We start from the raw sequence: 19741 nt of genomic DNA, 5'->3' as shown, positions 1-19741 counted from the left end.
CGACAATATCATGTCGATTGCGTTACATTTGGCTTTTGTAACGCACTCCAAGGTAGTCCCGCTGCTATTGGCAGAGCCGAAACCCCGAATGCAGCCAGTTGAAGCGCTTCGCTTTGCAGGATCAAACCCAGCCCCGCCGTTCCCCCGCCGAGCAGGACCGCCGCGGCACCTGTCCACGCTGGAAACTTCCGTCCGGGCCACAGAAGGATTGCCAGGAACGGGCACAGCACGGCTGGCGAGTAGAGCTTATAACAGACCATTAGAGCCTTGACAATACTGGGGTTATACAGCGCAACGGCCAGCGATGCCAGCCCGGCCACCAGCACGATCCAGCGCGCCTGGACGACGATGGAGGCGCCCTCGCCGCGGCGTAAGTTCAATGCTCCCAGCAAATCGCGGCTGACGAGCGTGGAGATCGTCAGCAGGCAGGTGTCTGCGGAGCTCATCACCGCCGCAAGGAGCGCCGCCACCAGCAGGCCGCCCCAGATCGGCGACAAGATCAACGATGCGGACTGGAGCAGGATCGTGTCGCAGTCTGTCGCTCCCCCGCCCAGGATTCCGCGCGCCAGCATCCCCCCCAGAACCACCGCCAGCACGATGGGGATCATCAGTCCCGCCGCCAGCAGAACCGAGATGCGGCCTGTAGAAGCGCTTCTGCCCGAGAACAGCCGCGAGTAGATGTCCGGCCCCACAAGGAATGGCACGCCGAAGGTCAGCATGAGTGCCAGCCACTTCATCGGAGTCATGGAATCGCTGAATGGAAACCGCATCAGGGCCGGATCCACCGCGGCCAGCGGCTCTGGCCGGGCGAATCCCGCCGCCAGGAGTGCTGCAAGCGCGGCCACCAATAAGACCGCCTGGAACAGGTCCGTCCTTAGGATCGAGTGCTGTCCACCCAGGCACGTGTAGGCGATGAAGACCACCGCCACGCCCGCCACGAATGGACGCACGCCCCAGGCTGCAATCTGCCACCCGGAGGCCTCGCCGAGGAAGTGAACGATCTTGCCGGCGGCGATCAACTGCGCGGCGACTATGCTGAGCCACGCGAACACGATCAGCGCAGCCGAGATCACGCGCACCGGCCGGCCATACGTGCGGCCGAGCAACTCCGGCAGCGTGTAAACGTCGGTGATCTTGAGCCGCCCGATCCCCCAGAATCCGAGAACGGCCAGCCCGACGACGCCGCCCCAGAGATACCACCCCGCCACGAACCCCATGCGGTATGCCAGCCCCGAGATCCCGAGCACGCCGAACGAACCCAGGATCGTCGCCAACAGCGATCCGGTCAGCATCAGGACATTGCCCGATCGCCGGGCGAGGAAGAACGTCGCCTCGTCCGTCATCCGCCGACGGTACGACAGCCCCACGGCCATCACCGCCACCAGGTACAGAACGGGAAAAACCTGCAACATCGCGTCACGCCTCCGCAGCGCCCCGGAGCAAACCCAACGCCGCGGGCCAGGCGCAAGGGATACGTCCGCAATCCCGATTGCCCAAGCCGATCCGACGTGGCAGATTCACACCTGATCGAATTTCCGGGGGGGAGGAGAGGCCACGTGAGATCGATTTCGATGCTGGGCTTGATGGCGCTCATCTTCCTGAGCGGGTGCTCAGAGAGCACGGAACTCAAGGCTGCACGGCTTCTGCAGGCGCAAGACGGGTACGTTGATGACGGCGCGCTGATCACTGTCGGAGAAGATGCGAAGACGACGTATTCTCTGACGGCTGTGCAGATTGCGGCCATCAAGACGATCATCCACGAGGCTGCGCGGCCGGCGACTTGGAGATGGGACAGAAACGAGAAAGAGAAGTATGCGGTACATCTTCAGGCATTCGAGGATGGCTTTGATGTCCTGGCCGCGACAATGACGGAAGCGCAGCACTCGAGGGCCTTGGAGAACGAAGGGCATGACATTGCTGCAAAGCTGCTGGTGATGGCGAGGGACCAGCAGGATCATCCGCGGCGCTATCGCAAGTTGGAGAAGAAGCTTCGTCGAACGCACGGCCACGAAGTGCACTGCGGAGACATCTACTCCGAGATCAATGAGACGCCTCGCAAACAAGAGTGGCGATTACCGATGGAGTATGTGCTGCTGAGGCCCCATCAACCAGACGAGGGACAAGTGAGAGGTCGGAGTTTTGCCATTTGGCATTACCGCCAGGATGGGACGAGAGGCTTGAGCGTGGATCCAAGGGAGTTTCCCACGCTCTTTCTCTATCTCTGCAGAGTCTCACAAGACTGCGGCGGGTACGCCCCCGACGCGCTGCTCGAAAACGCCCGCGGAATCAGCCAAGTCATTGCGTACTCACCCGGCAAACGCGAATTGCAGATGCTCCTGGATTACAAGCGATGGCATGGTTCAACCAAGTACAGGTCAGCCGATGTTGACTGTGATTTCGACAACTACATGGAGTTTGAGATTGCGAAGAACATCGAGGAGTGGCGGCCATACATCGAGGAATTGGAGGCCAATTGCGCCCAAGAGGATCGGTGGGTTCTGGAGGATTTCAAGTACATCGTGTACGGCAAGTGGATGGAGGATTAGGCCCTCGGATGCACATCCCCTCCAGTCCTTTGCCCTGGCAGATTTCGCTTGCCGCGGCCACCGAGTTTAGTTAGTAATCAATTACTTACAAAGAAACGCCGGGAGGCCTCTCATGATAACGAACAGTCGAAGCGCGAGGGTGGCTCGATGGGTTGGGATTCTTGCCCTGGTCTGCTGGCTGCTGCCGGCGATCGGGACGGCGGAAGTCGTCTACTACTATATCTCGCTCGATAAGCTGACCATCACCGAGGGCGCTCTTCCCGTGACGGATACGGGCGTGGAGGACATGTCGTGGCAGCGCCAGCGCGCCATCGGTTCGGAGATGCATCCCTATGTCGCGATGGAAGCCGAGGATGCGGACGCGTGGTTGAGTTACGGCACGGGGCAGATGTGGCTGCCGAGGCGACCGATGCATCCGGAGACCGCTTTCCTTGCCGTGCGCGCGTCGGGGGAACCGCCGCTGGTCGGCACGTTGTTCTGCCCGAAGGCAGATTGGTCGGGCATGCAGGCGATTCGTTTCAAGATCACGGAGCCGCCGACCGATTCGGCGGCGAATCGCGAGGATGTGCTCGAGGCGAAGCTGGATCACTATCGCCGGCTGATGCGCTCCGGCGGCTCGGGCACGGCGTGGTTCCGCCACCAGGTTCGGGAGACTCTTCACGAGTTGGGCCGCGAGGATGAGGTTGTCGATTCCGGCCGAGCGAGGAACCTCGGCAACGACATGACACGGACGTTCGACCTGTTCACGGGTGGGCGGGCATTGAGCGAGAATCTGCAGCTCGATCGCGATCTCTTCGTGCGCGAGACGGATGAGGGAACATCGCCGATCTCATCGCTGCGAGGCATTACGGTCGAGGACTACGACTGGACCAAGGAAATCGAAGGCAAGACGCCGAAGAAGGATGCGTTGGCCTCCTATATTCCGGCTGATGACGTGGCGGCGTTCTTCCCATCGCTGCGCGCGATGAAGCAATGCATCGACGAGGGCCTGCATCGCGGCGGGGCGGCAATGTCGCTGGCGCAAATGCGAGCCGAAGATGCGCAGACGCTGTCGCGCTACGAGCAACAACTCGGCATGCCATTGAACGATGCGACCGCGGCGATGGGCGATCAGTTCGTGAAGAGCGTGGCCGTCGTGGCATCCGATCCGTACGTGCGCACCGGCACGGCGATGGCCGTCTTGTTCGAAACGAAATCACCCGCTCCCTTCCGCGCAGCGCTTGGGACGCAACTGATGAAGCCGAGCGTGAAGGAAGTGAAGGAAGACTTCGAGGGCGTGTCGATCCACGGCGCAACGTCGGGCGATTGGCGCATCTCGGCATACGTGGCTGAATTGGATGGCGTGGTCGTGCTCTCCAATTCAGTAGAACTGCTGCACAAGATCATCGAGACGTCCCAGTTCCCCGACGGATCGGTGGCTTCGGCGCCGGAGTTCACATTCTTCCGCGATCGCTACACGCTGGGCGATGCCGACGAGTCGGGCTTTGTGGTGCTGACGGATGCCGCGATTCGCAAGATCTGCAGTCCGGCGTGGCGCATCGGCGCATCGCGCCGAACACGCGCGATGGCAGCCATGGCAGAGCTTCAGGCAGCACACCTGCGCGAGTTGGTCGCCGGCGAGGTTGAAAAGCCGCGAGTGCTGAAGAATGAAGAGCTTCTGACGGGACTTGGTGAAGTGACACTGACACCGCAGGGAGTCGAGTCCTCGCGCTACGGGTCGATCGGCTTTCTGACACCAATTCTCCACCTCGACATCGAGCGCGTGACGGCCGATGAGAAGCGAGCCTACGAGTGGTGGCGCGATGGATACCAACGCAACTGGACGCGCCGCTTCGATCCGATCGCCGTGCGCCTGACGTTGCGGGAAGATCTGTTGGCAACGGATCTCACAGTGCGTCCGTTGATCACGCGTTCGAACTATCGCGAATTCATGCAGATCTGCGGCGACACGCAGTTGCAACCGGGCGATGGCGATCCGCACGCGGGATCGCTGGTGCATTTCACAATGGCGATGGACCCGAATTCCCGGCCCGTTCGCCAGGTCACCAACTTCGCCGCGCAGATGGCGCCGAACATTGGAACGAACCCGTTGAACTGGGTGGGACGTTGGATGGCAATCTACGCGGATGAGGATCCGTTCTGGGATGACATGCAAAAGGCCGCAGAAGAAAATGGTGAGAACGGCGTGGAGGATTTCCTGGAGAGCAATTGGCCGCGCCTTCCCGTCGTGATCGAGATCGAATCCGTCAACGGGCTGAAGCTCGCTGCGTTCATGGCCGCGTTGCGCGCCTGGATCGAGCAGACAGCTCCGGGGATGACCGCGTGGGAATCGCTGGAGTATGCTGGCATGAGCTACGTCCGAATCGGCGCGACAGAACAAGGCCGCAGCAGCATGGGCGACGACATCGATGACTTCGCGCTGTACTACGCACCGACAGGCAAAGCCCTGATACTCTCCCTGAACGAGCAGCAGATTCAGAAGGCGCTGAAGCGCCAGGCCTCGCCCGCCGAAGGCGAGAAAGAAACACCGAAGGCAGTGGTCGAGTCGCTTCCAGGGAAGAGCATGGTCTTCGAAGCGACCCAGGATGCCTATCGGTCGTTCCAGCGCCTGACGTCCAACGAGCTTCTGCTTCAGATCCAGCAGTCATCTTGGAGAAACCTGGCGATCCTGAATGAATGGCATCGCGAGTTCGGAGCGCAAGACTCGATCGCATTCATGGAATTGTGGTGGGGCGTACGCCCGATTTGTCCCGGTGGTGGAGATTTCATCTGGAACGAGGAGTTCCAGACGTACGAATCGACCGTCCTGGGATGCCCAGCCATTCATCCGGAGAAAGCGCCAGAGGATGCGTTGCCGCTCTGCGAATTCGCACACGGCCGCCTTGGCCTGACGTTTGAGCAGGATGGACTGCGAGCAAAGACAGAGTTGATCAAAGCAGGGGCGGAGTAGGCGCTACTCCGTCTCCACTTTTTCAAGCGCGCCCCGCAGAGTTGGCGAAGACGTGGCGTAGTGTTCGAGAAGCTTCATGTCGTCCAGCTCGCGCAGTCGCTGGATCAGCGGCCGGGCATCGTCGAAGCGTCCTTGGCGCAGGGCAATCTCGGCCTGCAGCACCACGCGCTCCAGTTCTTCGAGTTCCGAACCGTTTTCCTCGAAGATGCTACGCGCTCGCTTCCAGGTGTCCTCTGCCGTCTTGGATTCGCCGGTCTCGGCTTGCACATCGCCGATGCGCAGCAGGGACCGAATGGAATCGCGGTGGTTCAGCGGGTTGCCGGATTTCTGCTGTCGCGTCTTTTCGCGCATGTCGAGCGATCGCAGGAATGACTCGAGCGCCGACGGCATGTCATTGAGTTTCGCGTACACGTCCCCAAGGAAGTAATTGCTCCAACCAAGTTCCTTCTGAAGGCTGACGTAGCTCGGATCTTTCTGCAGAAGCCGGGTCTGCATCTCGACAGAGTCTTCGAGAACCGCGCAGGCAGCTTCGAGATTCCCTTGCAACTGCAGGGTATTCCCCAGTGCACCGAGGCTCCACGCGATGTCGCGCCTCAGACGATCATTGGTCGGATCCTGTTCGGCCTGGCGCCGCAGAATGTCGAGCGCGCCCTGGTACGCGCGTTCAGCTTTTCGATAGTCGGCGAGTTGCTGGTGCAAGTAGCCGATGCAGCCGTAGCTCCATGCCAGTCCGCGCTGGGCGCTCGCGAACGTTGGGTCGACATGCAGGACGTCTTTCCGCAACTGGATCGCGCGATCATACGCGGCAACAGCCTTCGACTTCTCCCCCGCTGCCATGTAGATCGGCCCGATGCAGTTCATGCTCCAGGCCAGGTGATCCTTCCACGCTGGATTGTCCGGTTCGCGTTCGATCAGCTTCTCGCGGATTTCGATCGACTTGTGCAGATCATCGAGCGCTTTCTCGATACGATCCAGGCGCCAGCGAACGGTGCCCATGCCACCATACACCCATGCCAGCTTATTCTGGATTTCGAAATCGTCCGGATACTTCGCCGCCAGAGGGATACGCACTTCCAGCGCTGACGAGTACGCCCGCAACGTTCCCTCCAGATCGCGCTGCTCGTACAAGACCTCACCCATCTTGCTGTAGGCCTCGGCCAGGTCCTGCGCCCATCGGTCGTTCTCGGGATCGCGCTCGATCAATTGTTTCGCAAGCCCCTTGAACTCAGTAAAGGTCCGAAGCGCCTGCTCCAGGTTTCCCTGTTCGCGCAGGACTTCACCGATGTGGTGCAGGGAGAGAGCGCGCTTGTGCAACGACTCGACGCCCTGCTCGTCGATCGGAAAGGACTCGTAGTACTCGTACGCCTTCTCCGCGATTTTCTGCAGAACGTCCAATTTCCCAATACGTCGCAACCCCGTGTGCAAATCGAGCAACATGAAGCCAACCAGGTCTTCTGCGCGCGCTCGTGCGCTGCGCGCGCGATCGCGTTCTTCCTGCGCCTGTCGGAATGCTTCGGCGAGACGCTCTTCCGCCCGACGCTGTTCCGCCTCCAGCACGGCGATTTCTTCCAACAGCCTTGCGCGTTCGTCCGTCTCATCCAGGCGTTCCGCTTGCACGCGCGCCAATCGCAAATCCTTGCTACCAATTGCGGCGCGTGCATACGCGGCGAGAACATGCTGTCGCCAGGTCGCTGCCTCTGTGTTTCCATCCCACAGGAAAAGAGCGCGTTCTAACTGGTTCAATGCATCCGCAAGCGCGTGATAATCGTCCTCGATCTCCTGCAAACGATCGACGACGCGCCGCATCAATGCGATCGATTCGTGGCGGCGATTCGCGCCCGTCAGGAAATCCTGCAGCGCGGCGACGAACTCCTTTGCAGAAGCAATGCGATCCTGCGGGTCTTTTGCCATCGCCTGCATGCAAAGGTCTGCGAGCTCCTTCGGCACGGTGCGGTCCGGCGCGCGGTCCTCGGGGCGTTCGATGATTCCCATTCGTGCCAGCGCAAACGCGTCCGCAGACGTTTCCGCGCGATGCGGAGGCGAACCCGTCAGCAGCGCGTACAGTGCACCGCCCATCAAGTACACGTCGGTCCATGGCCCGATCGATGTCGCATCCTTTTCTGTTTGCTCTGGCGCCATGTAGGCGGGTGTACCGCTTGGGTTCGATGCCGTCGCAGTCGTCGGGATCATCCGAGACGGCCATAGCTCTTCTCCGTCCCTCGTTTTGGGTTCGGATTCATCGAAGATGAATCGCACAGCCAGTCCCCAGTCCATCAGAACGACTTCACCGAACTCGCCAACCATCACCTGCGACGGCTTGATGTCGCGATGCACGATCCCGCGCGAATGCGCGTAGGCCACGGCGTTTCCAACGTCGATCAACGTAGGGATGTGCCGCGCCAGAAAATCCATGACGTCGAGCGATTCAAAATCGACGGCGATCATCTGATCCCACGGCTCGCCGCGGACGAGTTTCATCGCGAGCAGCGGCCGCCCATCCGAATCCAAGCCAAAGTCGTAGACGGGAACGATGTTCGGGTGCTCGAGACTGCCGGTGGTCAGCGCTTCCTGGCGAAAGGCGTGCTCGAACATGTGTGGCGTGCGCCCGAAGGTCGCTCCGCCTTCGTAAATGTCGCCGCGCAGTCGCTTCACGGCGATCACGCGACCCAGCGATGGCTGCGTGGCCTCCCACACCTCGCCGATTCCGCCGATTCCAATCACTCGGCGAAGACGGTAGCCCGGCGGGGCATGTTCTGAATCTGGCTTGGCACTCTCGACCGGCGTTCCTTCGCCCACATCGAGTTGTGTTTCGAGGATCCACGGTGAAGGAGACGGATCGATGCGCCGATTATCGACTTCGGGGAAGTCGTCGTAGTAGGCCGGCGTGGTCTTCTCCGGATCGTATGATTCAGCCGGATTCGCGGGAAGGTGCGGCGGAATCCCGCCATCCGACTCCGAGCCCGTGTGCTTATCCATCGCCACAGCCCCCAGTGGTCGATGCGCCCCGGCGATTGGTACTACCCCCCGGCCGCCGAATGTTGCGCTTGTCCTTATGACAAACAGACCTTGGGCCAATGGGCAATCGTTTCTTTTGCAACGTGGAACGGTTCGACTACGCGGCCGTCTGTCCCGGCGGTGGGTATGGGTTCTTCACCAGCGGATCGTCCGGCAGGGCGAGGATCTCCTGCTCCAACCCCGGATCTGTCCAGCGTCGCTGGAGCGGACGTGCGGCAAACCCGGCCGCCAGGCCAAGCGGAATGCCAACGATGATGTCGATGGCGAAGTGCGCCTGGATGTAAACGGTGGAGAACCAGAGGCCGATGAATGTGGGCAAGGCCGCCCAGAACCAAGGCCTGCTCTCTCGCCAGAGAAGAACGAGGAACCCCGCCGACAGGGCAGTGTGGCTGCTCGGGAACGCACCGGTAGGGCGCTCGCCCCGGGCCAGCACGTAGTCGAGCGCCCATTTGAATATGTAGCCGGCGAAGTTATCGCGCGAGTGCAGTTCGTGCCACACGTACTGCGGCCCCCACGTCGGCACCATCGTGTACCACGCGTAGCATGGCACCATCACCAGCGCCGTCAGGAAGAGGTAGCGCTGGTACGAAAACTGGCTTCGGTGCGATGTGCGGAACCAGAACAGCACGAAGGCCCCGATGAAGATGAAGTAATAGGAGAAGTAACAGAAGTTCAGAATCTCGCTCAGCCACGCCTGTGGGAACGCCAGATAGAATTGCTTCGCGGGCTGGAAGCCGAAGATCACCTCGTCAGCGTGCGAAAGCAGTTCATCCACCGGATCGTGAATGATCAGGCTGTTGAGCGAACCTGTCTCGACGTACAGCCAGGCCATGATGATCGGCATGTAGGCGTCTCGGACGAATCGCCATGCCCAATGCTTCGTTTCCGCGGCTCGACGCACGGCCAGAAGCACAATCCCGATTGTCAGGATGCGCCCACCCAGCATCGCCCACCAGAGCTCCAGGCGATCGACCGAGAATAGGATCAGCACTCCCGTCGCGACCATGTACGCGATGAACAGCCAATCGCAGACTCGCACGTGGCGCAGCCAGGGATAGCGCGTCAGATCGGTCCCGAAGGCCCCGGTCGAGCCTTCGGGCCCCAGTGCTGCCTTCGAAGAAGTCACTTGGCCTCGTCCGCTCCCGGCGCCGCGTTGCGATTGAAATCCCGATAAAGCATCGACGGCTGGATGTCGTGGTTATCCTGGTACTTGCCGCTCTTGTAAGTCTCGAAGTCGCCTTCGATCTGGTGGTAGAAAATCTGGCAGATGGAAACGCCGGCATAGATGCGAATCGGCTGGAGCGCAGCAATCTCGAGCGTCCAGAAGCCCGAGAATCCGACATCCCCGAATCCGGCCGTGATGTGGACGAACATTCCAAGGCGGCCGATCGAGGATCGCCCCTCCAGCATCGGAACCAGCCCCTCGGTGCGCGTGTGCTCGATCGTCCGGCCAAGATAAAGCCGCCCGGGCTCCAGCACCAGGCCCTCGGGTGGAATCACCAGTCGCTTGATCTTCGGCGGCTTCTTCATGTCCAGCACTTCGTCCTCGTACACCATCAGCTCATCGTGCAGCCGCAGGTTGTAGCTGTTCGGGTTCAACAGGTGCGGCTCGTAGGGCTCGATGAAGATCTTGGTGCCGAGCAATTGCTCGATTTGTTTGCCGGACAGAATCATGAGGGGCGCCTTCGCGGGGAGTTCTCGGTCTCTCGCCGAAAGGTCAAACCCATCCCGCCCGGCAGGCGGTGGGCTCAATCGGAAATCTGCGAGGCCACTTTTCCATCGCCCCGACCGGCCGCGGCCCGTAGACAAACGCCATGGCCGCGAGACCCACAGCCCGACTCCTGACCCCCAGCGACCGCCCTGCGCTCGATGCGCTGTGGGAGAGCACGGCCAATCGCTACCTGGTTCAATGCCCGGCGTTTGCGGAGCATGCAACACTGCCAGGTGAGGCTCGCTTCATCGGCATCATTCAAAGTAAGAAGCTGGTGATGGCGATTCCTTTCAGCCGGTCATTCAGTCGTCTCTGGCGACTGGACGGCCGCCACGCCCAATACTGGTACTCACCCCTCTTTGCGCCTTTCGCCGGGCCCATGATTGCAGCCGACCATCCAGATTCCGAGAGCTTTTGGCGCGATTGCCTGGGCGTAGTGCCAATGGCGATCCCTAAAGTCGCCGAAATCGTGAACATCGTCTTCCCTCCAGGGGTGCAGGATGCGCGAGGGCTCGCGTGGAAGCGCTGGACAAACACTCTACACTACAACTACGTCACGTGTTGGGATGAACCGGGGAGTTGGGAAGCGCAGCCGGAGTCATCAGTCCGTCGCCAGGCCCGCAAGGCCCGCGAGGCTGGTCTCGCCGGCGACGTGCTCCCTGCCGGCCAAACTGCAGAACTGGAGGAGCTCTGGAGACGAAATTCAAAACGTCAAGGGCTGCCTCCACAATTAGCGGACAACCTCTCCAACCTGGGCCCATGGCTTGAATCGACAGATTCTGGCTTCTTGATCGTTATCCGAGATGGGACGGGAAAGCCCCATGCTGCTGGTCTCTTTGGGTACGATAAGCACCGCGTCTACTACTTCGCTGGCGCATCGGAGCCAGAAGAACTGGGTTCAGGTGGGTCGACTTTGCTGCACTTCGAAGCACTTGCGGAAATCGATCGGCGGGGCCTCCCGCATTGTTATGATTGGGTGGGGGCCAATACGCCTTCTATCGCGCAGTTCAAGAAGAAGTTCCGCCCTCGACTGGAGACATATGTCTCCTCCATGTACGCGACGAACAGGATCTACCTGATCAATGTTATTCGCGGGATGCTGGGATTAAGAGATCAATCATGACGCGTCCCATCGATGATCCGCGCGATCCTGCTTATCGGCCGCCTCTCGATCGCGACGCCCCGTTTCCTCCGCAGGGCGAAGCCGGGCACCCGAACCTCAAGGAACTCCTCTACGCGAATCTCGGCACTGAACAGGTCGTCGTCGACGTCGGTTGCGGGACCGGGCCATTCGAGTACCACCGTTTCGCCCCACAGTTCATTGCCTTTGACATGTTCGAGCCGGATTCTCGCGAGGGCATGAAGCCGGTAGATGAGTTTCGCCTTGGGCGCCTGGAAACGTTTCCCCTCGAAGACGAATCCGCCGACGCCGTGGTGCTGGGGTTCATTCTGGAGCATGTGCCAGAACCGCTCGTTTTTCTACGCGAGGCCGAGCGCGTCCTGCGGCCCGGCGGATGGTGCTACGTGGCAATCCCCCACCACCGATCGCTGGAAGATCGCCTGTTCCGCCTGGCGACGCGAATCGCGGGCAGCAAGCGCGGCCCGCACATCCAGCGCTTCACCTTTACTAACTTCCGCCAACTGACAGAGGAAGGCACCCGCCTTCGTGCCGTCGGGTGGCATTTCCTCGATGCGTCATTCCTCTGGATGGAGCACCCAAAGCTGCGCTGGGCACGAAAACCGTTTGTCGGCGTGCTGAAGGCCATGCGAGCGGTCGGAATCGACCTTTTCCACGAGTCGAATTACCAGATCCTCCTGCAGAAGAAATGACCCGCAGTTCACAGGGCGAATGCGGAACCAACCACTTCCCTTGCGCCTGAGTCCTCTTCTGTGACAACCACAACGGACTCAGGCTCGGGACGAGGCTCAATGGCGAAGAAAAAGAAAACGACCCAGCAGACAACGACTCCGGAGCGCGTGCGCGAACGTCGCACGGAGAGCGCCAAGAAGACGCCCGGCGGCATGATGCACGCCGTGATGCGCGACCTGCGCGGCTGGGCCGATGCGCTGTTCTTCGCCTTTCTGCTGGCCATGTTCATCCGGACGTATGTCTTTGAGCTCTTCATGATCCCGACGGGCTCCATGACGCCGGCGCTGATCGGCGACGATGCACACCTGGTCGGCGAGCTTGATTGGGATCAGGACGGCGATCAGGATATCATCGTCCTGAATCACCCAACCCAGCCCAGCATGGTTCAGGTTCACCTGCGGAACGCGGAGGGCGAATTCGACACGGAACTGGTGCTCGAGGCACCGGACTACGGCCTGAGAGATCGACTCCGACAGCCCAATCTCCCCGGCAAGGGCCGCAGCGATATGATCCTGGTCAACAAGTTCGCATACTGGTTCTCGCCGCCGGATCGTGGCGACATCGTGGTCTTCAAAGTTCCGGACCGCCCAGAAAGCGGTCACCCGTTTGATCCGGACAAGCCGGTTTACATCAAACGCGCGGTCGGTCTGCCCGGTGAGGAGATTACGCTCCAGCCGGTCGATCAATACGATATGCACCCGCCAAATGTGTCCGGCCGGATCTCCCCGCCCGAATACGGTGGGATGGAGAAGGTCCTCAATACCCGCCCGGTACTCATAAACGGCGAGCCTGTCACCGAGGAACCGTTCCCGCGGCTGCATCACTTTCCTCGATCGACATCGACGTTTCTGCCCTCGCCTAATCAGGAACCCACCGTGATCCAGGCCGGCGATGATGAGGTCTACATGTTCGGCGACAACCAGTTGAGCTCCAGTGACAGTCGCTACTGGGGTGGGGTCCCGACTTCTCACCTGCGCGGCAAGGCCATCCTGCGCTACTGGCCGTTCCGGAAACTGGGATTCCTGGACCAGTAGCGGTCAAGCATTCCTTACACGCTTTCGTGCACGATTCAGCACATTCTTCGTGTAGCGAATTACCCGGAGAACTGTGTTGCACATCTGCCGTGCCGAATTTCTACAGGCGTCCTGTGACGTTTCGGATTGAGGAGTGCGTGCTGCAACCCTTGCATTTTTAGGCTTTTGCAAGTGATTGAGGGAGCCCGCTGGGAATTTCCGTCCGATTTCTCCGAAATCTGGTATCAAACACGCTCTTTCATGAAAGCGGGACGTTGCCCAAAGGTCACACACCGGTTTCCCCCACCGACGACCAGAGTATGGGCTGCGTGAACCATCTCAATGTCCCCCTTTCTCCCACCTGGGCGCCGGACTCTCCCCCGATCCGGCGTCCGCCCCTTTTTTAGCCCCCTTCGCGGAGAAGAACAACGCCGCCGTGGGCCTCCAATTGCTCCTGGTTAGATCCAGGCAATCCATAGATCGTCTGCCAGTCGGGACTGATCGATTCGCCATTCGGGAGGGCGATCATCGGGATAGAGGCCGGCTTGTCGCTGCGATTGAGAACAACAACCGCCGTCACCCCATCCAGGATTCGGGCGTACACGAACAGCGGCCCATCCGCAACGAGCTGAACGTAGTCGCCTTCCCGGAAGACGGGAAGCTTGCGAAGCGCGAGAATCTCGCGATAGGCAGCCAGAAGGTCCTTCTCGACACGGTTCGCTTCCGGGCGTTCGCAGGGCTCGAGGTCCTGCCAGAGCATCGGCTTCCGGGTATGCGGATCATCGGCACCCCATATTCCGACCTCGGTGCCGTACCAGATCATCGGCGCACCAGGGTAGGTCGCCTGGAATAGCGCCATCTGGAGAAGCCGCCGATAATCGTCCGGAGTCGGCTTGGCGACGTCGTAATCTGGGTTGCGCGCGGGCGTATTCATGCTGTCGTAGGGCAACCCGGGATTGCGGAGGCGCGAGACGATGCGGTCGGTGTCGTGGCTGTCGTACAGGTTCTGCAGCCCGAGCGTAACCGGCCAAGAGTACCGGTGACGCAGCGATTGGAGTCGTTGCGCGAATTTCGCCGTCGGGCGGCCGTCGACGAAGAACTCCACCGAGGCCTTTGCGAACTCGTAGTTCATCACGAGGTCGAAGTACCCCTCGTCGACCCAATCATCGGCCTGGTCCCAGATCTCGCCGATCATGATGGCCTCGGGATTGATGGACTTCACGAGGGCACTCCACTCGCGCCAGAAGCCGGGTGGAATCTCGTTTGCCACATCCAGGCGCCAGCCATCGATCCCGGCCGATGGGTCGCCGCCCGGCGCCATCCAGCGTCGTGTGACGGCGAAGATGTGATCGCGCAGCGTCGGGCTCGCGAAGCCCGCAGCCGTCTTTCGGAACACCGGCATTCCGCCGAATCCGGCCCAGCCCTCATACTCGAATGGCTCCCAACCGACGACCTCGAACCAATCCGCGAAACGGGACTGGCGACCGTGAGCCCGCACATCCTGGAACGCCGGGTGGCGCGGAGAAACGTGATTGAAAGAGACGTCGAGCACGATCCGCATGCCGCATGCGTGAACCTCGCGGATCAACTCGAGCAGCACACGATCCGAGGCGTTGAACAGCCATGTGTCCGGATCGAGCAGATCCTCCGCCGAGGCGGTACGTTCGTACTCCCCCGCCACGCCAAGGCAATCGTCCACATGGCGATAGTCGATGGCGTCGTACTTGTGGTGCGATGGCGAGTGAAAGATCGGATTGAGATAGAGGGCCGTGACGCCGAGCTCGGCAAGGTAGTCGAGCTTCTCAATCACGCCCTGCAGATCGCCCCCATAGCGGCGGCGAAATTCGGGTGCCGGGATGCTCTCCCAGTCTGCCGTCCATGCAACGCTGTCGGGCGGATTGTTCGACGGATCGCCGTCGCGGAAACGCTCCACCATGATCTGGTACCAGACGGCCTCGCGTGTCCAATCGGGGGGCTTCGCGCCTGCTCGGTCCAGCGAATTCTCGAATCGTCTCATTGTCACCCTCAGCGGAAAAAACCTTCGCCCCTGTCAAGAGCGACAGGGGCGAAGGGGTCAAGTGCTCACTGCGGGCGGGCCCGCATGTGTGGTTTGATTAGTTGTACAGTTCCCAGCTGCTGACGTTAGCCGGAGCACCCGTCGGAGGAGCCGGAACATCGAACGAAGCCAAGTTGTAGATCAGGTCGATGCTGCGACCAAGGGCCTTCGTGCCGTCGTCCGACTGAAGCCGGGCAACGTGGCCGTGGACGGTGGTTGTGATAACACCCGTGGGAGCCGGAGAGAAGTCACTCGGAGTGAACTCGGCTTCCGCCTCACGGTAGTCGCCCGCGTTTCCACCAGCGGTGATCGTGAAGCCGAGACGATACTCGGAGACATCCGGCAGACCAGCAGCGTAGTTGACGGTACCAGAGTAGACGTAGTAGTTGCCCTCAACGCCAACATAGGTCAGGGTCTTGGCGCCAATGACGTCGGCCTCACCAAGCAGGTCGCCGTCGACGTCAGGAATGGCACCTTCGCCGCCGTAGGTCGGGCCTGCCTGGACATACATGATGGCATTCTCGGCCTCGGACAGAGTGGGAAGCCAGCCTTCACTCGTTTCCACGAGTGCGCGGATCGTCACGGCAAGGGTGTTCGCCGTCAGGCGATTATCCGTCAGGTCGTCGACAACGATCGTGTTGGAGCTGGAAGTGCGGTTGAAGTTGTTGGGCAACCAGTATCCAGCACCAAGGCCGCGAAGCTGGTCGACATTGGTATTCAGGATGGCTCCGCCGAAGTCGTACATCGAGCGGATAGCGAACTGATGGGCGCCGCCACCACCGGTGACCAGGCCACCATCGGTGAAGATGCGTCCACGATAGATGGCATCAACGGTGTCGTCGGACTCGGTCTGGTCGCCCGGAACGTCCGGATAGGGGTCGGTTCCGTTGGCCAGCGGCCAGCCCGTCTCGCCCCAGTTGTCCCACGTGCCGCGGATGTACGGATCGGGAAGGAAGCCATTGGTGCCAGTCGAGTTCAGGGTCACCTGGATGATGTCCTTGGGTGAAACGGTGAACTGGGCGGCCGGAGCGGTGCCCGTCTGGCCAGCGTCTTCAACGTTCGCGACATCGATGGTCACGTCGCCGGCGATCGCAGCGTCAAGCGTCAGGAAGACCTGGTTGGAACGGTCGCCTGTGCCTGCTTCGATAGAGCTGATCGTGCCGGAGCCAAGCGTGTAGTTCGCCGGGTTCAGGGCGCTGCCAGCTTCGGCGCCAGTGCCAAGGAACGGATCGTTGTTGAAAGTCACCTGGATCATGTCGTTGTCGAAGAACGTCTCCGCTCCTGCGACGACGATCGCGACCGGTGGGTCGGTGTCGAGGCTCAAGCGGCCAACATCGGTCGCGTTGCCGGAGTCAAGAACGCCGTCGTCGGTCAGATCGACGTCGATCAGGCGGACGCCGGACAGATAACGCGGGGTGCTGATTGTGGAGACCAGGTCACCATTGCCGGGATCGCCTGTCGGTGCGACGTCGCCAGTCTCGAGGAGAGACGGCAGGAACATGCGGGAGACCCAGGGGTTATCGTCGTTGCTGGTGTGCAGAGCGAGGATGCCGATCTGGCCGTCGATGGAGGCGGGAAGAGCGCCGGTGCCGGGGACGTAGTCGCCATTGTCAGACTGGGCATTGAAGACGCGATCCCACCGGATGGCGATTTCAAGGCTCTGGCTGGTGGCGCCTGCATTGCCATTGACAACCATATTGCCGGCGGGGAGAGCAGTCGCGCTCTGGTCCCAGCCAAAGTTGTCAGCCGCGCCGCCATTCCAGGTGCGGACGCCGCCGTTGTTCGGCCAGCCGCCATTCTCGAGACCAGCGTTGAAGACACTGGCGGGAGCGCTGGCGCAGATCTCTGGCTTGAATCCTTCGGGGAACTCGATGTCCAGATTGGACATGCGCAAGTCGAAGGGATCGCTGAAGTCCTGCATGTCTCCAGTCGTATTCAGCCAGCCATTGTTGACTGTGCCGTTGGCATTGCCATCAACGAACACAAAGACGCGGCCGTCGGTGTGATTGCCGGAGATGCCGATGTAGAGATAGTCGAGGTCCCACTTAACGTACATGGCCTCAAACTGCTGTGCATCGCCCCAAGCCTTAGGAGCGTTGCAGACATCGGTCTGATCAGTGGCATCGACCCACTCGGTGCCGAGTTGCATGTCACCGTCGATGGTAGGTTGTGCGTAGGAAACGCCCGCCAAAAGGCAAAGGGCGCCCGCAGCGGTCAATCCACGCAAAAGAGCTTTCCTCATTGAAAGGTCCTCCTGAAAGAGGGGAATTTGGTTGGTCAATCAAACTGCGGTCGAGGGTTTTTGGTTCTTGTTCCTGGTGATATAAGTACGTGATTGGGGGCGGGACTCTGCGCCCAGCCCCCAATCAAACGACTTCAAGGATCAGCCGCCCGCGGCGAGGATGCTTGTGTCCTGGAATGTCACGATGTCGCCGTAACTCACCGTTCCATTCGTCGGATCATAGATACGGGCATCGGTTTCTGCCATGGGTGAAACCTGATCAGCATTGCGGTTATCGATATTGTCCGGGCCGACGGACTTCATCATATAGAAGCCCTGACGGGAGAATCCCCTGTTGCCTGCATTGATCGATGCGTCGCCCAACAAGTAGGTGACGCGGTCTTTCTGGTAGGAGTCATCGATACCGTCATCACCCGGATCGTCGTCGCTAACTGTGTATGGGCCAATGGTCAGCGGGGCCGGAATGGCGGCGCGAACCCAGAGAACCGAGTTCCAGGCGTGGCAGTGGCGAGTATCCGGATCCGCCGGGTCAGTGGAGGGGGCATTGAGGGGCGCGGTACCGCCAAGCTTGAGCTCCATAAAGGGGGATCTTGGAATGGTGGTCATGTAGGAAATCGGCGTCGTGATGCGGATGAGACCGGCGCCGGCACTGGGAACGCCGTTTGTGAACGACTCGATACCGAAGTCGGTCTCGGGATACTTGTTGGTGTCGACGCGATAGGACTCGATAGCGGTCTTCATGGAGCGCATGTCGGCCAGCAGGCGGGACACCTTCGAGCGTGTCTGAGCCTCGAGGAAGTTCGGGACGGCGATAGCCGCCAGGATCGCGATGATGGCCACAACGATCAGTAGCTCGATCAGCGTGAATCCCTTTTTGTTCTTCTTCACAGATGAAAGTTTCATAGACGCAACACCTCGTGTGCAGTGGTTTAGTCCCCTGATTGGCAAACGCCTCGAGAAGTCAAATGAATCGCCGGTACCGGTTTCCCCTGTCGCAAGTGGCTGCGAATGTGTCCGGCGGTTTCCCGATCCTCTCTTTGGCAGATTTCCCACAGGTCGACAGTAAGGAGACTAGACCGTTCCATCATGCGTCAAGTCCATTGTCCAATCAAGAAAGCGCATGGGGCGCGCCTGCAACTAAACGCTTTATAAAAAGACCGTCCTCGCTCGGCAAACCCAATCTTCATTTCAACCTGAATATTTAACATTTACACCGGTCTTTGGCAAGGCTCACAGCCACCTTTGTCCGGTTTTTGGCCCTTTTTCGCCACTCGGCCCTCCCTTTGCTCTGTTTCAGCTTGGAGCGATTCCCCCCTGGAGGCAACACGATGGCCAATGTCATAATCCCGCCCGAGTGGCAACTTCCCGAGAAGAATGTCACCCCCGAGGCCGATTTTCTGTCCCGGAGGCAGTTCTTGAAGCGGTCCGGGCTCGCGTTTGCAGGCCTTTCGGCTCTTGCAATCGGCGGCGGACTCTCCGCCTGCGTGCAAGCCCAGCCGCCCGGTTCCTTCGACATGGATCAGAAGATTGCCGCTTTCCTGGGCCAATTCGCGGATCTTCCCAATCAGACCAATTCGAAGTATCAGGCTGGCAGAGCGATCACATCCCCGGAATTCTCAACACGCTACAATAATGCTTACGAGTTCACGACGGACAAAGAGAAGGTCTGGAAACTCGCGAAGGACTTCACAATGAAGCCCTGGCAGGTCGAAGTCGGCGGCCTCTGTGAGCGAAAGGGAACTTTCGAGTATACGGACATCGTGGACATGAAGGCGCTGGAGGAGCGGCGCTATCGCCACCGCTGCGTCGAGGCCTGGGCGATGACGGTTCCGTGGGTCGGATACCCGCTGCGCAAGTTCATCGAGTGGGCGAAGCCAATGCCGCAAGCCAAGTACGTGCGCTTCATATCCATCAAGCGCCCGAGCGAAATGGTGGGCCAGAGGACGCAAACGTGGTACAACTGGCCGTACTACGAAGCCTTGCGTCTGGATGAAGCGATGAACGAGCTGACGATGCTGGTTGTTGGGATGTACGGGAAGGAGCTGTCACCACAGAACGGCGGACCGATCCGGGTCGTGACGCCCTGGAAGTACGGCTACAAGAGCCCGAAGTACATCGCCCGCATCGAGTTCACGGATAAGCAGCCGCACACGTTCTGGAACGATCTGGCGCCGAACGAGTACAGCTTCCTGTCGAATGTGAACCCGAAGGTGCCACACCCGCGGTGGAGTCAGGCCCGCGAGCGGCTGATCGGCCAGGACAACCGCATGGTCGACACACAACCATATAATGGCTACGGTGAGTACGTGGCGGGGCTTTACTCCTGACGGCAGGGGCG

Annotated in this window: 12 protein-coding genes and 1 pseudogene; 6 read left to right on the top strand and 7 right to left on the bottom strand. The window is 60.4% G+C overall.

Going from position 1 to position 19741, the window contains the following annotated elements:
- Positions 1-8 precede the first annotated feature (8 nt).
- Positions 9-1412: a sodium:solute symporter family protein gene (locus KQI84_13805; GenBank protein MCB2155952.1), complete on the bottom strand. Its 1404-nt coding sequence runs from the start codon at positions 1410-1412 to the stop codon at positions 9-11.
- Between the two features lie 144 nt (positions 1413-1556).
- Here KQI84_13805 and KQI84_13800 point away from each other — a divergent pair, with 144 nt between their 5' ends.
- Both KQI84_13800 and KQI84_13795 read left to right on the top strand, forming a co-directional pair.
- On the top strand, positions 1557-2546 hold the full coding sequence (locus tag KQI84_13800; protein MCB2155951.1) for a hypothetical protein: 990 nt from the start codon (positions 1557-1559) through the stop codon (positions 2544-2546).
- Between the two features lie 112 nt (positions 2547-2658).
- A complete protein-coding gene (locus KQI84_13795; protein MCB2155950.1) occupies positions 2659-5496 on the top strand; it encodes a hypothetical protein in 2838 nt (945 codons plus the stop codon).
- 3 nt (positions 5497-5499) lie between these two features.
- Here the strand turns inward: KQI84_13795 and KQI84_13790 are convergent, their stop codons facing one another.
- From KQI84_13790 to KQI84_13780, 3 genes are all read right to left on the bottom strand, one after another.
- Positions 5500-8472, bottom strand: coding sequence for a tetratricopeptide repeat protein (locus KQI84_13790; protein MCB2155949.1), 2973 nt, complete (start codon positions 8470-8472; stop codon positions 5500-5502).
- A gap of 136 nt (positions 8473-8608) precedes the next feature.
- A complete protein-coding gene (locus KQI84_13785) occupies positions 8609-9637 on the bottom strand; it encodes a phosphatase PAP2 family protein (GenBank protein ID MCB2155948.1) in 1029 nt (342 codons plus the stop codon).
- Positions 9634-10185: a dCTP deaminase gene (locus KQI84_13780; protein ID MCB2155947.1), complete on the bottom strand. Its 552-nt coding sequence runs from the start codon at positions 10183-10185 to the stop codon at positions 9634-9636. The genes KQI84_13785 and KQI84_13780 overlap by 4 nt, the downstream gene beginning before the upstream one ends.
- A 140-nt stretch (positions 10186-10325) precedes the next feature.
- Between KQI84_13780 and KQI84_13775 the strand changes: the two genes are divergently transcribed.
- The 3 genes from KQI84_13775 to KQI84_13765 all read left to right on the top strand — a co-directional run bounded on the left by KQI84_13775 (position 10326) and on the right by KQI84_13765 (position 13126).
- Complete coding sequence (locus tag KQI84_13775) at positions 10326-11345, top strand: GNAT family N-acetyltransferase (protein MCB2155946.1); 1020 nt, start codon at positions 10326-10328, stop codon at positions 11343-11345.
- Positions 11342-12052 (top strand): class I SAM-dependent methyltransferase, encoded by a 711-nt coding sequence (locus KQI84_13770; protein ID MCB2155945.1) that lies wholly within the window; start codon positions 11342-11344, stop codon positions 12050-12052. The genes KQI84_13775 and KQI84_13770 overlap by 4 nt, the downstream gene beginning before the upstream one ends.
- Before the next feature lie 99 nt (positions 12053-12151).
- Positions 12152-13126 carry a S26 family signal peptidase gene (locus KQI84_13765; GenBank protein MCB2155944.1) on the top strand — a complete coding sequence of 325 codons (975 nt, stop codon included), beginning with the start codon at positions 12152-12154 and terminating at the stop codon, positions 13124-13126.
- Positions 13127-13508: 382 nt separating this feature from the next.
- On the opposite strand, the gene KQI84_13760 is transcribed toward KQI84_13765, so the two are convergent.
- The 3 genes and pseudogenes from KQI84_13760 to KQI84_13750 all read right to left on the bottom strand — a co-directional run bounded on the left by KQI84_13760 (position 13509) and on the right by KQI84_13750 (position 18306).
- Entirely contained in the window at positions 13509-15122 is a 1614-nt protein-coding gene (locus tag KQI84_13760) for an alpha-amylase (protein ID MCB2155943.1), read from the bottom strand.
- 97 nt (positions 15123-15219) lie between these two features.
- A complete protein-coding gene (locus KQI84_13755; protein ID MCB2155942.1) occupies positions 15220-17403 on the bottom strand; it encodes a hypothetical protein in 2184 nt (727 codons plus the stop codon).
- Positions 17404-18111: 708 nt separating this feature from the next.
- Positions 18112-18306 (bottom strand): annotated as a pseudogene (locus KQI84_13750) (prepilin-type N-terminal cleavage/methylation domain-containing protein).
- Between the two features lie 425 nt (positions 18307-18731).
- Here KQI84_13750 and msrP point away from each other — a divergent pair.
- On the top strand, positions 18732-19730 hold the full coding sequence (gene msrP / locus KQI84_13745) for a protein-methionine-sulfoxide reductase catalytic subunit MsrP (GenBank protein MCB2155941.1): 999 nt from the start codon (positions 18732-18734) through the stop codon (positions 19728-19730).
- The last annotated feature ends 11 nt before the right edge of the window (positions 19731-19741 follow it).

It is taken from the genome of bacterium, assembly GCA_020444065.1.
Taxonomy (GTDB): domain Bacteria; phylum Sumerlaeota; class Sumerlaeia; order SLMS01; family JAHLLQ01; genus JAHLLQ01.
The sequence above is the reverse complement of the archived record's forward strand: the minus strand, read 5'-3'. Positions and strand labels throughout refer to the sequence as shown.

Bases quoted from the DNA above. Each gene is read 5' to 3' on its own strand.
- KQI84_13805 (MCB2155952.1), bottom strand. From the start codon at position 1,412: ATGTTGCAGGTTTTTCCCGTTCTGTACCTGGTGGCGGTGATGGCCGTG.
- KQI84_13795 (MCB2155950.1), top strand. From the start codon at position 2,659: ATGATAACGAACAGTCGAAGCGCGAGGGTGGCTCGATGGGTTGGGATT.
- KQI84_13790 (MCB2155949.1), bottom strand. From the start codon at position 8,472: ATGGATAAGCACACGGGCTCGGAGTCGGATGGCGGGATTCCGCCGCAC.
- KQI84_13780 (MCB2155947.1), bottom strand. From the start codon at position 10,185: ATGATTCTGTCCGGCAAACAAATCGAGCAATTGCTCGGCACCAAGATC.
- KQI84_13775 (MCB2155946.1), top strand. From the start codon at position 10,326: ATGGCCGCGAGACCCACAGCCCGACTCCTGACCCCCAGCGACCGCCCT.
- KQI84_13770 (MCB2155945.1), top strand. From the start codon at position 11,342: ATGACGCGTCCCATCGATGATCCGCGCGATCCTGCTTATCGGCCGCCT.
- KQI84_13765 (MCB2155944.1), top strand. From the start codon at position 12,152: ATGGCGAAGAAAAAGAAAACGACCCAGCAGACAACGACTCCGGAGCGC.
- KQI84_13760 (MCB2155943.1), bottom strand. From the start codon at position 15,122: ATGAGACGATTCGAGAATTCGCTGGACCGAGCAGGCGCGAAGCCCCCC.
- KQI84_13755 (MCB2155942.1), bottom strand. From the start codon at position 17,403: ATGAGGAAAGCTCTTTTGCGTGGATTGACCGCTGCGGGCGCCCTTTGC.
- msrP (MCB2155941.1), top strand. From the start codon at position 18,732: ATGGCCAATGTCATAATCCCGCCCGAGTGGCAACTTCCCGAGAAGAAT.